The sequence below is a fragment of the Evansella cellulosilytica DSM 2522 genome (assembly GCF_000177235.2).
GTDB lineage: Bacteria > Bacillota > Bacilli > Bacillales > Salisediminibacteriaceae > Evansella > Evansella cellulosilytica.
In genome coordinates, this window is the sequence record NC_014829.1 from 4,042,535 (window position 1) to 4,057,037 (window position 14,503).

Genomic DNA, 14,503 nt, shown 5'->3' on the forward strand with positions numbered 1-14,503 from the left:
CTCCTCTATAATATATTTAAATTTACGATTTCTTAATGCGCTGATAAGACGTAATCGCAACAGCTAAAATAATGATTAATCCTTTTGCAATGTCTTGGTAATAATACGGAACATTTAATAAGGTTAATCCGTTTCCTAAAACCCCGATAATTAATGCACCTACAAACGTACCAGCTAAATTAGGTTCTCCATTTCTAAAAGCAGTTGCTCCAAGAAAAACACAGGCAATCGCATCTAACAGTAATCCATCTCCTGCTAATGGATGAGCAGCGCCTAATCGTGCGGTTAGTACTACTGCTGTAACAGCCAAACCTATTCCACAAATGACATATGACAACATAAGATTTCTTTTGGTGTTAACGCCAGAAAGCATTGTTGCTTCCTCATTACCTCCGATGGCATGAATATATCTTCCATTTTTAGAGTGGTATAAGAAAAAATAAATAAATGCCATAAAAGCTAGCATGATAAAAATTGGCATTGGAATACCAAATAAATACCACTGGCCGATTGCTCTAAATCCTCCTGGTAATCCAGAAATGGGATGGCCGTTTGTATATGCTTGGTTTATACCTGAAACAAGGAATCCTACTGCTAAAGTTCCAACAAAATCTGGAATACCTATATAAGCAACGAAGAAACCATTTACTACGCCAATAATTGCACCTACTATTATAGTCATGATGATAGCTATCCATATAGGAACACCATTAACCATTAATGCAGCGGCAAAAACCCCTAAAGCGCTACAAACATAACCAATGGATAAGTCGATTCTTTTCGTTACCATAACCGCAGTTAGTCCAGCACCCATAATCGATAGCATTGCTATTTGTCGTAACACAGTTAAACCATTATTTACAGTAGCGAAAACCGGACTTAATATTGAAAAAATAATACACAGAATAATAAAACCTATTAGTGTTCCGTATACCTTAAAAAACTTAGATACATCAAAATTAAATTTACTCGTTCTACTAGTTTCTACATTTGTACTCATTCATAATGACCTCCCTATTATTTCTTCTAAATGATCAACCTTCTATTGCATAAGATAGAATTTTGTCTGCTTCTAACTCTTCACTAGTGAGTTCGCCTGTAATTTTTCCCTCTTTCATAACAAGCACCCTATCACAGACGGCTTGAATTTCTGGTATTTCAGAAGAAATCATAACTACAGCAGTACCCTCTTTAGCTAGGTCATTAATCAATTGATAAATCTCCCCTTTTGATCCAACGTCAATCCCTCTCGTCGGTTCGTCCAGAATAAACACCTTTACAGGTCTACTCATCCACTTTGCTAGGACGACCTTTTGCTGATTACCTCCACTTAAGTTTGAAACTAACTGCTCAGCACTTCCTGTTCGTACCCGTAGTTTTTTTATAAGATCTTTCGCTACTTGACGTTCCTTTTTTTGATTTAAGAATGGACCAACGCAAAAACTACTAAGGTTGCCTAATGATATATTCGATCTAATTGATAAGTCTAAAACAACTCCTTGCTTTCTTCTTTCCTCTGGAACTAAAACAAGCCCAGCATCAACGGCATCACTCATATCGTTCAGTTTAATTTTCTTTCCTTCAAGGAAAATATCGCCGCTATTCCTTTTGTCTATTCCTAATAATGCCCTTACCATTTCAGTTCGCCCAGCACCAACTAATCCTGAGATTCCTAGAATTTCACCACGTCCAACAGAAAAATTAATATCTTTTACCCTCGCATTTGAGAGGTTTTCAACACGTAATACTTCTTCATTCTTATCAGTATTTGTTTGTTCATTAGATACTTTTTTTATTGCACTACTAAATTCTCGGTTTACCATCAGGTTAATGAGTTCCTCTATTTTTACCTCTGTAGTCTTTTTCGTACCTACTGTTTTTCCATCACGAAGAACTGTTATTTCATCACAAACTTTATAGATTTCCTCAAGGTGATGAGATATATATATAATTGAAATCCCTTCAGACTTCAGATATTTGACATAATCTAGTAATTTTTCCACCTCCTGATGTCCTAACCTAGCTGTTGGTTCGTCCATGATAATTACTTTTGCGTTTAAAGATAAAACCTTTGCTATAATTACCATCTGTTGTTCAGATACACTTAAATCGTTTACTACCGTTTTAGCACTTAGTTTGATATTTAAGTCTTTAAGTAGCGTTTCTGTATCTTTATAAAGCTTTTTCCAATTTATTAAATTTGTTCCTTTGTATTTAGGCTCTCTTCCTAAAAAGATATTTTCACCTACAGTAAAATACTGGACTAAACTTAGTTCCTGTGGGACTAGTGCAATCCCTATTGTTTGAGAATGAGAATAACTTTGAATATTTACTTCCTCTCCATCTAAGAAGATTTGACCATCATCTTTACTGTATACTCCGCTTAAAATTTTCATCAAAGTTGATTTACCTGCGCCGTTTTCACCTAACAAAGCATGGATACTACCTTTTTCTACTGAAAAATTGACATTGTCTAGCGCTTTTGTTCCACCGAAACGTTTACTTACATTTCTCATTTCTATGATATTATTATCTCGTTTCATAGGTACTGTTCATCTCCCTTGTTGAATTTCCCTACATAATGATTTTGATCATTATGTAGGGATTTTCTATTAATCTAAATATTTAGCAACATTATCTTCTGTTACAATTTCATAAGGGATAGAATAGAAACTTAATGTCTCTGCTCCACTTGCCAACTTCTCCGCTACCTCGACTACTTCAATACAAGTTGCTCTCAAATCACCTACTACAGTCGCAATAATAGGTCCACCATCTCTAATCATTTCTAAGGCTTCTTCTTCTCCATCAACCCCAACAATTAGAATGTCGTCTCGACCTGCTGCTTGAACAGCTTGAGCTGCACCAATTGCTTCAAGGTCGAAGGTTGCCCATATTGCTTTAACATTTGGATTTGCAAGTAGTGCACTTTCTACACCGCTATAAGCAATTTCAACTGTACCTGGAAATCCAGAAGTAACTGTGTTCACATTTTCGATGAGTGGGTATTCTCTTAAAACTGCATCTTGAATATTTCTTCTTGCACGAATAGCTGGGTGATCATTATGGTTAATTGTTATAATTTCCCCTTCATATCCCATTTCACCAGCAAGCATCATATATAATTCTGACGCTACTGCAAAATCATTCATCGCAAACATGGCTGACGTGCCAGGTATCCAACCTGATTCTTGACTAATAACAGGTATCCCTGCATCTACAGCTTCTTGAACTACATTTGTCAGTGCATCTGTATCTCCATTTTGTACGACGATGACATCAACCCCTTGTGAAATTAAGTTTTCAATGTCATTTACTTGTTGAACTGCATGTCCATTTGCATTTACCATTACCGCATTATGACCAGCCGCTTCAATTTCTTCCTCAATATACTCAAACATATGGCGATTATGGATATTTGCTAAAGCATTAATACTAACCCCTATCGTTAATTGTTCTCCAGATGCTGATGCCTCTGACGATTCGCTTTGTTCCTCGTTTTGTTCGTCAGTAGTATCATCAGATTGCCCTTCAACAGGAGACTCTGAACTACACCCTATCATTATCACGAAAACAAAAGTAATGAAAATTGCCAAAATTCCAAATCTTTTAAACATATCCATTTCCCCTTTAAGTTTAATTTTGTATAAAACAGCTTTAAGGCTGTAATATCTGAGAAAATCCTTTAATAGATTTTTTTTCTGGAAAACTATACGTTAGCGATTTACTAGTTTTGCAACCCATATCTACTAGCGCCTCTGCCAACTTTACCGCTGGACTAACACCATCTAATACAGGAACTCCTAAATCCATTTGCAATTGTTCTACAAATGTGACAAAGCCAGCACATCCAAGTAATATACATTCAGCACGATCTTGCTCAACAGCTGCTTTACTTGTTAATGCCAATACATCGAGTCCTTTCTTTAAATCTTTATCAAAATCTAACACGGTTAAATCAGTTGTACGGATGGAACGACAAAACCTTTCTGCTCCGTGCATATGAAGTACTTCTTCTGTAATCTTTCTTGATCTATGAAGTGGAGTGACAATAGAAAAGTTCGGTGACAATAACTTTGCTGTAGCAATAGCTGCCTCAGCAATTCCAACTACCGGCTTTGATGTCACTTCCCTAGCTGCCCAAAGGCCAGGATCACCAAAACAGGCAATCACAAATGCATCTACGTCTTCCTCTTTATCACCCTTTATGACCTCTTCTAGGACACCAGGTATACATAAATAATCGTCATAAAACGATTCAATACTTTCTGGCCCCATACTTGGACTAACTGCATACACTTCTGAATCACTTCTTGCAAACTTTTGACCTGCTAACTCGATATTTTTAGTCATTGTTTCAGTAGTGTTAGGGTTTATAATTTTTATTTTCATTTTTCACCTCTCTACTTGTTAGATTACATCACATAGTCAGATTGTCTGACAATATGATCATAAAGAAACTCCCTCTATGCGATGTCTTTTAATAAATCGACAAATTCTTTTTACGCCTTCTATTAAATCCCTTTCTTCTGTTGCAAGTGATATTCTTATCATTTCTTTAGTTGATGGACCAAATGTTATGCCAGGGGCTACGGCAACCTTATCTTCATTTAATAATTGAATTGCAACTTCATCACGATTGATATTTATATTAGAAACATCTATCAACATATAGAAGGCACCTTTTGGTTCAAATACCTTTACTCCAGCATCAGAAAACATTGCTGTTACTTTGTCTTTTCTACTTCTATATATTTCCCTCATATTCGTTACGAAATCTTGTGGTCCATTAATTGCTTCTTCTGCAGCCTTTTGTGATACCGATGATGCGCATGAAACGAGTGGTTCTAACAATTTAGTCATTAATGGCGCAATATGTGGTGGAGCAATTGCATAGCCAACTCGCCAGCCCGTCATTGCATAATTTTTAGAAAAGCCAAAAATACTGATTACTCGATCTTCATTATCTAAAGAAAAAGGACAAACATGTTTTGTCTCAAAAACTATCCCATCATATACTTCGTCTGAAATGACATATAGATCTTGTTTTGAGGCAAAACTTAACACTTTCTTTAGAACATATTCATTTAGGACTCCCCCAGTTGGATTCCCAGGACTATTAATAATAATTGCTTTTGTTTTTGAAGAAACTAATTGTTCAAGTTTATCAAAATTAGGAGAAAACTCGTTTTGCGGTATTAATGGATACCTAACAGGAACTGCTCCTTGACTTATTAACATTTGCTCATAATTTGGCCATCCGGGATCTGGAATGAGCACTTCTTCTCCTGCATCTACTAATGCAAGCAACGCTACTGCAATTGCTGTTACAGCCCCCGGTGTAATGATCACTTGTGAAGGGTCAGCAACTATTTCATATTTATCGTATACATGTTTTACAATCGATGTCCTTAATGATGGTAGGCCAGCATTAGGTGTATAATGTGTAAATCCTGAATTCATTGCTTCAGTTGCAGCAATCCTTATATTTTGAGGAGTATCTTCATTCGGTTCCCCTACCTCTAGATGAATGACATCTTTCATAGTTGAAGAGACGTCCATTATTTCTCGGATTCCTGAGCGTGGAAGATCATTTCTACTAATAGATAATGCTTTCATATATACCCCCTAACGAATATATCAATTTTCCTTTGACGATTCTCTAACATAATTGAAATGAGCATTCACTGCCTCTCTAGTTTTATTGACACATTTTTCTTTGAGGGCAATGACTATATCTTCATGTATTCTTATTTCATCCTGCATATTGATAACATATTTAGAGTACTGATTTTTTCTTAAAAGCTTTAAAATTAAGTAATATAATCTTATTAAAATTGGATTATGAGATGCTTTACAAATGGCCATATGAAAATGCAACCCTTGTTCAAACAATTCATCTTCATCCATAGCTTCTTTCATTAACTGAAGTGCATGAGTGATTTTACTAATATCATCATCTGTAGCTCGCTGTGCTGCGAGAACAGCAGTCTCTATATCAATAATCTCTCTTGCCTCATACAAAGAATAAAGAACATCATCTTCTTTTAATATCGCATCTAGTACATCTTCATCTAAAATAACATCAAACTCTAAATCCTTAATAAACGTTCCCTTTCCTGGATAACTTTCAAGAATATTTTTTGAAATTAACACTTGCTTAGCTTCCCTAATTGTTGATCTACCAACACTTAATTTTTCCATTAGTTCTTTTTCATTAGGAAGCTTGTCTCCAGGCTTTAACTTCCCATCTTTAATTAGTGTAATAAGCTGCTTAATCACTTCTTCCTTTGCTGTTAAAGTCGTAATTTTTTGTAACACTATTAACACCCCGCTATTAATCCTATTTTTTCGCTATACTATTAAACTTTTGTATAGCTATTGTACTTTTCAAAATAATTATACCACTTTACTTATTTAGTTTTTTTATTGTCACCTGCCTTTTTTAAATAAGAAAGTGATAGGACTAATGTTTGGTAGTTGGATACATTTTGACTTGATGTTCGCAGTTAGTGCGACTTAACTGAAGAGTTTTTTTTGTATGAATTCTAGGTGAAGTATCGAAGTTTATCACGTTGTCTGACAATATGATTTTCTTATAGATCGTATTATAGGATACACACTTTTAATTAACAATATGAAAAAATAGTTTTTTTCTACACCTAGATATAAGTTAGTATACTGATATCATTTAATAACCTTGAACACCTAATTGAATTGGTAATATTCCGAAAAATTAAATATATTATAAAAATAAAATTCAGGAAATTTCTCTGTGATAAAACCTTACAGTTGAACATTGTAGAAGTTATTAAAAGTGTTACTTGTAAGATCTCCTCTCATATAAATAAACAGCCTTAATGGAAATATCCCCTCATAAGGCTGTTTATATATTACTTATCAGCTGCTTGATTCATCACTTTCAATTGAATTGCTTCGGTACTATTTGATTGTCTAACAAGCGAATCCCAAATCCCCCACAAATACATGATACCGAGTGCTCGGTCGTAAAGGCCGTAGCCTGGGCGACATTGCTCATTCCATATGTGCCTTCCGTGGTCAGGTCGTACATAGCCTGTAAAGCCTATATCGTGGTAGGCTTTTACGATGTTATAAATATCTACGGAGCCGTCCTCAGTTCGGTGAGATGTTTCAATAAAATCACCGTTATCATATATTTTTACATTGCGTATATGTGCAAAATGAATTCTCTCTGCAAAGGATTTGACCATATCAGCAACATCATTATTCGGGTTCGCTCCTAATGAACCACTACAAAGGGTTAGTCCATTATACGGGCTATCGACTACGTTTAAAAAGCGCTGTAAATTTTCTTTATTTGTTATGATCCGTGGCAGTCCGAAAACAGACCAAGGTGGATCGTCGGGGTGGATAGCCATCTTTATGTCGTGCTGCTCTGCAACGGGAATGATCTCTTCTAAAAAGTAAGTTAAGTTCTCCCAAAGATCTTCTTCCGTAACTCCTTTATATGCTTCAAATAGCTTCGTCAAGTGGGCAAGTCGTTCTGGCTCCCAACCTGGCATCGTCCTGTCCGAGTTCTCGGCAATTTCCTTTACTAAATCAAAAGGATCAATGTTTTCTATTTGTGAGCCTTCGTAAAATAAAGCAGTAGATCCATCTTCTAGCTCCTTTGCTAAATCCGTACGTAACCAATCAAAAATAGGCATAAAGTTGTAGCAGATGACCTTTACCCCTGCCCTCGCTAGCTTGCCAATGGTTGTTTTATAGTTTTCAATGTACTTATCCCTCGTTGGAAGTCCTAGCTTTATATCCTCATGCACATTCACACTTTCTACAACATCGATATGTAAGCCATGTGCCTCTGCTTGTTCCTTCACCGCTAGAATGTCTTCCATCATCCATTCTTCCCCTGCCGGCACATGATGAAGTGACCAAACAATTCCTTCTGTTCCTGGAATTTGTTTAATATCTCGTAATTGCACGTGATCGTTATCTTCTCCGAACCATCGAAATACCATTTTCATTAGTGAAACACACCCTTCCAAGATAGAATTTTTTTATTACTTTATCGCACGTCACATTTTTCATGTTGTTGCATAGTTTACGAGAATGTCCATGTAGCTTTCAGCCGCTTCGACAACACCCTTTGGTCCTGCTGCTCGAAGTGCCCTATTCCAATCACTACCGACACCAACTGCTGCAGCACCATTTTCAAACCACTCCTGAACGTTGTTCATGTTCACTCCACCTGTTGGCATCATCTCAACTTTTGGTAGTGGCCCTTTAACAGCTTGAATCATAGCTGGAGAAAAATTGTTACCTGGAAAAAGCTTAATCAGTGCTACACCAAACTGTATTGCCTCTTTTATTTCTTTAATTGTCATACAACCTGGTATGTATGGAATGTGGTATGTGTTGCATAGCTTTGCGGTTTCCTCATCAAAGCAAGGCGAAACAACATATTCTGCACCTTGAAGAATCGCAAACCTTGCAGTTTCTGCATCAAGCACACTACCTGCACCAACTGTAATCTCCTTTTGCTGTGCTTTTAAATGGGCTATTAAGCTTCCCGCATTCGGTGTTGTAAAAGTAATTTCTATAGAGGAAATTCCCCCTTCGACGCAAGCGTTTGCTATTGTTTCTGCCTCTTCATAGCTATCTCCTCTAACGACGGCAGTTACCTTTGCTGCAACTAGCTTTTGCAGCGTTTCATAGCTTTGAAACATCATTTTTCCTCCTCACTATCTCTCTATTTTTTTCTTCTCTCCTAACGCTATAGCAACATCCTCTAAATACGGCAGTCCTTCGTTGTCACCAGATACTGCAACAACCATCGATCCAATTGTGTTTGCTATTTTTAAAGACTCCTCTAACGTTTTTCCATTTAACAACGAGTATATGTATCCAGCATTGAAGCCATCTCCAGCACCTACCGTGTCTACAACGATCTTCGCCTTTATCGGGCGTCCATAAAGTATTTTGCCTTCCTCCGCGCGAAAGGCTGTCGCACCTTTTTCTCCTTGTTTAATGACAATATCTCTAATGCCATATTCTTTAAAAATATGAATATATTCCTCTACATATTTTTCACCAAAAAGTAATTCTGCTTCCTCCTCTCCACATAAAACAACATCAACAAAAGGCAATAATTGTATTAATGTTTCTTTCGCTTCTTCTAATGTCCATAGCTTTAATCTTAAATTTGGGTCTAACGATACTTTCACATCGTGCTTTTTGGCGAGGGCTACTGCATGTTTTAAAATCCCAGGATTTTTTTTATCAATTGCAGCAAAAACACCAGTAATATGAAGGAATTTTGAAGCTTTAATATAATCTTCGTTTATAGCATCTTTCGTTATAACGGTTGTTGGGGATTGATAGCGATAATAATATGTACTTCCTGAACCATCCTCTAATATTTCTTTAAAATTGAGCGAAGTAGGATAACCATTGACTAGTTTTACTTCAGAGACGTCGATTCCTTCTCCTCTTACAAAATTTAAAATGTGGCGACCGAATTCATCCGCACCTAACCGACTAATCCATCCCGTCTGTAAACCGAGGCGAGCACAACCAATTGCAAAGTTAAGTTCAGCTCCACCAACCTTTCTCTCGAAGGATTGACTATATCTCATCGGCCCTTTAGATACAGGGTTGAAAGTAATCATTGCATCTCCAATCGTCATGACATCTTTTTGTTTCATATAATATAAACACTCCTTTCAACTATTATTAGTTTATTTTGAAAACGCTTAAAGAAGCAATTATTTTTTCATATTTTCATACTTTTTACATAATTGAATCATTTTCATAATTATCGCCCCTTATAGCTAGTGTTTAAAAGCATGAAAGTAGCAGCATAATTATGAGTTTTTGTTCAAAGTACTGTTGATTGAAACAAAAGGGTACGAGACGCCTGCGGGAAAAGCAAGGATTTTGTATTGCAATGGCTACGCTCGACGCTCGCCTGATAGTAGAAACCCACTCCTATCAGGCTTTTTAAAGATTGCGACGGCTACGCTCATTGCATGGAGGGAAACTAGAAGAGGAAGAGACAAGCGAGTACCCTGAAGTGCAAATCAACAAAAAAGTTTAGTTAACAAGTAATTTTCTAATTAGAGAATATTTTTTTGAAAGTTAATGATGAAATTGGTTCAATTTATCTCAGTTCCCCCCTATGAAGGACCAATTATATATATAATAAGAATGATAAATGGTATTATTTTAGTAGATTATGACATCATCATTTTTTCTAATATAGGAGGAACGTTATGTTTTGTTCTAGTTGTGGAAGTAAAGTGAGAGAAGGTAGTAATTTTTGTGTAAAGTGTGGAGCGAAAGTGAAATCACCGATACAAGAAAATACAGGTATTTCTCCTACGCCAAAAGTTGTAAACAATAACACCTCGGCTGAAACACCTGCTCCCCCCGCTAAGCAAACAAATCAAGAAAGCTACGCGGTCGTTTACATCGTATTAGGTTGGGTATTTTTTGCCATTTCATTGTTATTTATCCCACCATTGTTCGGCGTCGGCGCATTTGTCATGGGGCTATTATTATATAGAACTGGAGCTGACACACACGGAATCATTATGATGGTATTATCTGCTGTTGGTACCGTATTCGGAATGTTCCTTGGATTACTTTTTACATTTTTATAAGGTTAACTCACAATATTTTACTATTGAATAGACGTATGGCCATGTGCGAAGCTAACGAAGTTACATGAAGAGGACGTGTTCTTTGAGGCCACTGAAAAAGTGAAAGAACACCACTTTTTCAGTGGCCATCAATTGCTTTCTTACCGTTTTAATAAGTTTTTCACCTTGTTTAATTGTTCTGTAGAAGGCTTTCTCTTTGGTTGATAAGAAGATAAATAATAAGATAATTGATCTGGATCTGAGAAAACCGGCGTACGCTCTGTTCTCACATTGACAGTTGCTCTTCGATTCGAAAATAAAACAACACCTTCAATCCAAACTTGACTCTTGTTTTCTTTCAAATATTGAGAAAGAAGGTATACTTGTCTCCTTACTTGCTTAACAGGATTTTTCATATTTGACGTGTATCTTCCACCCTTTTGGCCAACTTTATGTTGCACCCAAGAATGATCTTCCTCATGTCCTACAATTTTTCCATTATGGTTTTTTACCTCTACAATAAAAATGCCCTTCTCACCAACAATGAGTTGGTCCAGTTCCGTGCGCCCTTCACCTGTAGCAATCTTAACGGAAGTAAATACCTCATATCCATCTGGTAGGTTTGCCAACGCTTTCGTCGTTCGCTCTTCTCCTTTAATACCAGACCGTAATTTGTCATACTGCCGCCAAAAATAACTACCAATTGCAGCAGGGACAATAGCCAACAAGTGAAAGAATCCAGGGAAATGAAAGCTTTGTGTAAAAAATAAGAACATGTAGAGTAAGGTTGGAATAGTAAACACAATCGACAACAATAAATTCTTTTGTGCCCTACCCTTTAACTCATTATCACCTTTATGTATCACTGCCATAGCTGCTCTCCTTTATGTATGTATACTTTCTATTATTTTGGCATATTTCTAGGTAGAAAGACACCCCTCATATGCATAAACAATACAAAATACCTAAAGAAAAGATCAGATTAACGAAATTTTCTTTAAGGTAAATACGGTACTAGCGCTTCGAAATAACTACTATTTGCTTCTTTATGATAATACGTTGTTAATCTATCAAGATCTAAGTTTTCAAAATCTATCGGAAACTCATCGATTGCCGGCTCAAACAATAGCTTCCCGTCATGCGTGATCAATAAAACTGAGTAGATCGGACCACCTTCTTTTATAAAAGTTAATTCATAAGCCCCGTCAAGGATGCTCTCACTCATTCCGAATATGTTTTCAAAATCCTCTCCATCATACCTTTCTGCTGCAACAACCTCGAAACTATTACGAATAGAAACAATCGCCTCTATATCTGCTCGATCTGTTATTGTGACAACACTTTCGAAGCCATCTTCTAGTAACGTATCGCGGTCGTATACGATAATCGATTCTACTACTTGCTCACCAGAAATGTCACCAATCACAAGATCTCCAGGTGCTTCTTGTTCTGCAGGGGCGTCATTTTCACTATTGTCAGCTTCAGAGGATTCCTCTTCTTGCTGATTCCCCTGATTCATTTCTTCACTTAGCTCATCTTGTTCCTCATTTTGTTCCTCATGGTCTTGTGCGGCACTTTCTTCTTGCACTTCTTGATTACACCCGATTAAAAATAAGACAGTGACGCCAACATAAAATAACTTTCTCATCAAACTACCCTTCCTTTTTCATTTTTGGCACTACCAAATACGGGTAGCGCCTCACATTATCTACTGCTGCCCTCCATTGTCCCTTATCCTCATTTTCACATCAATACTAGACGTTAAAAAACTATACTAAACTCTATCAAAATAGTAATTTCAATAAAAAAGTACCATGCTACGGTCGTTGTTTTTACTATTTTTTTATAATACAATATATGTAATGATAGTGGGTATTTTTACCCACTAATAATAAAAAACGGATAGATTTTTGTCGAATTTGTATTTCCACAATAGAACCTGGGGGGTGTAACTCATCATGTCTCATAATATTTCAGAAATTATAAAAAATATTAAGGTAAGTAATACAAGCGTTACAGAAAAAACGAGTGTAAAAGAACAACTTGAAGTGATAGAAGAAAGTCTACTGGACGTAGACGGTTTCGTTGAGGTACGAAATCATCAGCTATTTGTCATCAACCCTAAACAGGATGGAAAACAACCCTGTCTTTTTCCCAACAAAAAAGTGAAGGTGTATATTAATGGTGAATTGTTAAAAAAGGAGCAGGCTGTTTTTGAAGAGGATGAAATTACTTGGGAAACTCCACCAGAAGTAGAATACAAAACGACGATAAGCAAGGATCATCTATACGTTTACTTATATATATATCCAGAGATCTATCAAACAAATCGCTTAAAAAATAAGAAGCGTTCGAACCGATTCATCATTGAAGCCGAACCGATTTCACGAGAATTAAACCTTGAGGAAGTAGTTTCTGAGATTGTAGAAGATGTTTATAAAAAAAATATAAGAATAGAAATTAACACAACAGCTATCATTGATGAAATACTCGCCCCAACCTTTAAGGAAATTACAATAGCAGAAGGTTTACCCGTTATCCCTGCTAGTGATGGATATATTAAAAAATTTTTCTCAACATCCATTAAAGAGGTTTTAGAAGAGGTCAAAGGAACGATCGACTTTAAAAATAGAGTGAAAATCCCTACCGTAGAACCAGGTGATGTGATTGCACAAATCATTCCACCAAAGCCTGGGATGCCAGGACACGATGTTTATGGAAAAGAGTTAAAGCCAAATACACCTAAAGAAATTGTCGCTCGTGCAAAGCCGAAAGTTAAATTAACAGACGATGGCAATGCAATAGCGCTCGTACCTGGTCGCCCTTCGTTGACGGGAACATCTGTTAAATACTTTGATGTGCTAGACGTTCACGAAGTATACGGCGATGTAGATATGTCTACAGGTAATATACATTTTAACGGCGATGTCATCATACGAGGTCATGTAAAGGATAATATGAAAATTGAGTGCTCTGGTTCTTTATTCATTTATGGAAGCGTTTACCACAGTACACTCATATCATCCCAGAACATTTATATTTTCGGGAACGTTATGCAATCTAAAATAAGCGCTGGTCAATTTGGTCTGTATTATAGTGAAATGTACAAAGTTTCCCAAAGTATATCCTCTACATTAAAGCAATTAAACGACGCACTCTCTCAAGTGAAGCACGTTCTTTCAAATAAGAATATTGATTATAGCTTTGGTTACATCGTTTCTACATTGATTGAATCTAAGTTCCCTTCTTTAATGAAAAATGTTGAGGAGTTTTATCGTATTAGTAATGATATAAGAAAAGCGGAAAATGACCTTACGTTAAATATACAAATTACAACAAACGCATTAAGAAAATTTAGTTCTCTCCAATCTATATTATCGATTGAGTCTGAGCATATGATTCATAGTACACAAGTGTCTTTACGTGAGCTTATTCAAAAAATGGAAAGCTTAATTTTAGAAGAAAGTGATATCACTTTTTATTCAGCCTCCCATTCACAAATTAAATCGAACGGTAAGCTCATCGTCAAAAAAGAAGGTGTCATCAACTCTACTTTATTCTCTGGCTCTGAAATTATTTTTGAAAGCAAGAAATCTGTTATTAGAGGCGGAAAGATCGAGGCCGTGAAAAATATTCATGCCGGAATTGTCGGAACTACAATTGGAAAAGCGCCTCATTTATATGCTGGGGAAAAAATAGAGATGAATGAAGTACATCAAGCTCATGTAACGATGCATACACAAAAGGTCAATATCGATGAACAAATGAATAACCTTACTCTTAGCTACAACGAAAATGACGAGCGTATAGACAGTAATCAAAGACTCCCATTTTATTTGTAGAACTGTTATGGACGAGAGCAATAAGTTTTATTCAGTAAA

Annotated in this window: 13 protein-coding genes; 2 read left to right on the forward strand and 11 right to left on the reverse strand. The window is 36.3% G+C overall.

The window, feature by feature from the left end:
- Positions 1 to 22 precede the first annotated feature (22 nt).
- The 9 genes from BCELL_RS18525 to BCELL_RS18565 all read right to left on the reverse strand — a co-directional run bounded on the left by BCELL_RS18525 (position 23) and on the right by BCELL_RS18565 (position 9,686).
- Entirely contained in the window at positions 23 to 1,000 is a 978-nt protein-coding gene (locus BCELL_RS18525; RefSeq protein ID WP_013490314.1) for an ABC transporter permease, read from the reverse strand.
- A 34-nt stretch (positions 1,001 to 1,034) separates the two neighbouring features.
- Positions 1,035 to 2,543, reverse strand: a complete 1,509-nt coding sequence (locus tag BCELL_RS18530) for a sugar ABC transporter ATP-binding protein (RefSeq protein ID WP_013490315.1) — start codon at positions 2,541 to 2,543, stop codon at positions 1,035 to 1,037.
- 69 nt (positions 2,544 to 2,612) lie between these two features.
- Positions 2,613 to 3,617 carry a sugar ABC transporter substrate-binding protein gene (locus tag BCELL_RS18535; protein ID WP_013490316.1) on the reverse strand — a complete coding sequence of 335 codons (1,005 nt, stop codon included), beginning with the start codon at positions 3,615 to 3,617 and terminating at the stop codon, positions 2,613 to 2,615.
- Positions 3,618 to 3,657: 40 nt separating this feature from the next.
- The gene (locus tag BCELL_RS18540) at positions 3,658 to 4,392 is read right to left on the reverse strand and encodes an aspartate/glutamate racemase family protein (protein ID WP_013490317.1); all 735 of its coding nucleotides are present in this window, start codon (positions 4,390 to 4,392) and stop codon (positions 3,658 to 3,660) included.
- Positions 4,393 to 4,449: 57 nt separating this feature from the next.
- On the reverse strand, positions 4,450 to 5,619 hold the full coding sequence (locus BCELL_RS18545) for a pyridoxal phosphate-dependent aminotransferase (RefSeq protein ID WP_013490318.1): 1,170 nt from the start codon (positions 5,617 to 5,619) through the stop codon (positions 4,450 to 4,452).
- A 21-nt stretch (positions 5,620 to 5,640) separates the two neighbouring features.
- Positions 5,641 to 6,321: a FadR/GntR family transcriptional regulator gene (locus BCELL_RS18550; RefSeq protein WP_041808408.1), complete on the reverse strand. Its 681-nt coding sequence runs from the start codon at positions 6,319 to 6,321 to the stop codon at positions 5,641 to 5,643.
- 572 nt (positions 6,322 to 6,893) lie between these two features.
- A complete protein-coding gene (gene uxuA / locus BCELL_RS18555; RefSeq protein ID WP_013490320.1) occupies positions 6,894 to 8,006 on the reverse strand; it encodes a mannonate dehydratase in 1,113 nt (370 codons plus the stop codon).
- A 60-nt stretch (positions 8,007 to 8,066) separates the two neighbouring features.
- Positions 8,067 to 8,708, reverse strand: a complete 642-nt coding sequence (locus BCELL_RS18560) for a bifunctional 2-keto-4-hydroxyglutarate aldolase/2-keto-3-deoxy-6-phosphogluconate aldolase (RefSeq protein WP_013490321.1) — start codon at positions 8,706 to 8,708, stop codon at positions 8,067 to 8,069.
- A gap of 15 nt (positions 8,709 to 8,723) precedes the next feature.
- Positions 8,724 to 9,686, reverse strand: coding sequence for a sugar kinase (locus BCELL_RS18565; RefSeq protein WP_013490322.1), 963 nt, complete (start codon positions 9,684 to 9,686; stop codon positions 8,724 to 8,726).
- 567 nt (positions 9,687 to 10,253) lie between these two features.
- On the opposite strand from BCELL_RS18565, the gene BCELL_RS18570 reads away from it, so the two are divergent.
- Positions 10,254 to 10,643 (forward strand): zinc ribbon domain-containing protein, encoded by a 390-nt coding sequence (locus BCELL_RS18570; RefSeq protein WP_013490323.1) that lies wholly within the window; start codon positions 10,254 to 10,256, stop codon positions 10,641 to 10,643.
- Positions 10,644 to 10,783: 140 nt separating this feature from the next.
- On the opposite strand, the gene BCELL_RS18575 is transcribed toward BCELL_RS18570, so the two are convergent.
- Both BCELL_RS18575 and BCELL_RS18580 read right to left on the reverse strand, forming a co-directional pair.
- The gene (locus tag BCELL_RS18575) at positions 10,784 to 11,494 is read right to left on the reverse strand and encodes a nuclease-related domain-containing protein (protein ID WP_013490324.1); all 711 of its coding nucleotides are present in this window, start codon (positions 11,492 to 11,494) and stop codon (positions 10,784 to 10,786) included.
- A gap of 125 nt (positions 11,495 to 11,619) precedes the next feature.
- Complete coding sequence (locus BCELL_RS18580) at positions 11,620 to 12,270, reverse strand: hypothetical protein (RefSeq protein ID WP_013490325.1); 651 nt, start codon at positions 12,268 to 12,270, stop codon at positions 11,620 to 11,622.
- A gap of 310 nt (positions 12,271 to 12,580) precedes the next feature.
- Between BCELL_RS18580 and BCELL_RS18585 the strand changes: the two genes are divergently transcribed.
- Positions 12,581 to 14,464 carry a FapA family protein gene (locus BCELL_RS18585; protein WP_013490326.1) on the forward strand — a complete coding sequence of 628 codons (1,884 nt, stop codon included), beginning with the start codon at positions 12,581 to 12,583 and terminating at the stop codon, positions 14,462 to 14,464.
- Positions 14,465 to 14,503: the final 39 nt, after the last annotated feature.

Bases quoted from the DNA above. Each gene is read 5' to 3' on its own strand.
- BCELL_RS18570 (WP_013490323.1), top strand. From the start codon at position 10,254: ATGTTTTGTTCTAGTTGTGGAAGTAAAGTGAGAGAAGGTAGTAATTTT.
- uxuA (WP_013490320.1), bottom strand. From the start codon at position 8,006: ATGAAAATGGTATTTCGATGGTTCGGAGAAGATAACGATCACGTGCAA.
- BCELL_RS18540 (WP_013490317.1), bottom strand. From the start codon at position 4,392: ATGAAAATAAAAATTATAAACCCTAACACTACTGAAACAATGACTAAA.
- BCELL_RS18530 (WP_013490315.1), bottom strand. From the start codon at position 2,543: ATGAAACGAGATAATAATATCATAGAAATGAGAAATGTAAGTAAACGT.
- BCELL_RS18575 (WP_013490324.1), bottom strand. From the start codon at position 11,494: ATGGCAGTGATACATAAAGGTGATAATGAGTTAAAGGGTAGGGCACAA.
- BCELL_RS18545 (WP_013490318.1), bottom strand. From the start codon at position 5,619: ATGAAAGCATTATCTATTAGTAGAAATGATCTTCCACGCTCAGGAATC.
- BCELL_RS18560 (WP_013490321.1), bottom strand. From the start codon at position 8,708: ATGTTTCAAAGCTATGAAACGCTGCAAAAGCTAGTTGCAGCAAAGGTA.
- BCELL_RS18585 (WP_013490326.1), top strand. From the start codon at position 12,581: ATGTCTCATAATATTTCAGAAATTATAAAAAATATTAAGGTAAGTAAT.
- BCELL_RS18565 (WP_013490322.1), bottom strand. From the start codon at position 9,686: ATGAAACAAAAAGATGTCATGACGATTGGAGATGCAATGATTACTTTC.
- BCELL_RS18535 (WP_013490316.1), bottom strand. From the start codon at position 3,617: ATGTTTAAAAGATTTGGAATTTTGGCAATTTTCATTACTTTTGTTTTC.
- BCELL_RS18525 (WP_013490314.1), bottom strand. From the start codon at position 1,000: ATGAGTACAAATGTAGAAACTAGTAGAACGAGTAAATTTAATTTTGAT.
- BCELL_RS18580 (WP_013490325.1), bottom strand. From the start codon at position 12,270: ATGAGAAAGTTATTTTATGTTGGCGTCACTGTCTTATTTTTAATCGGG.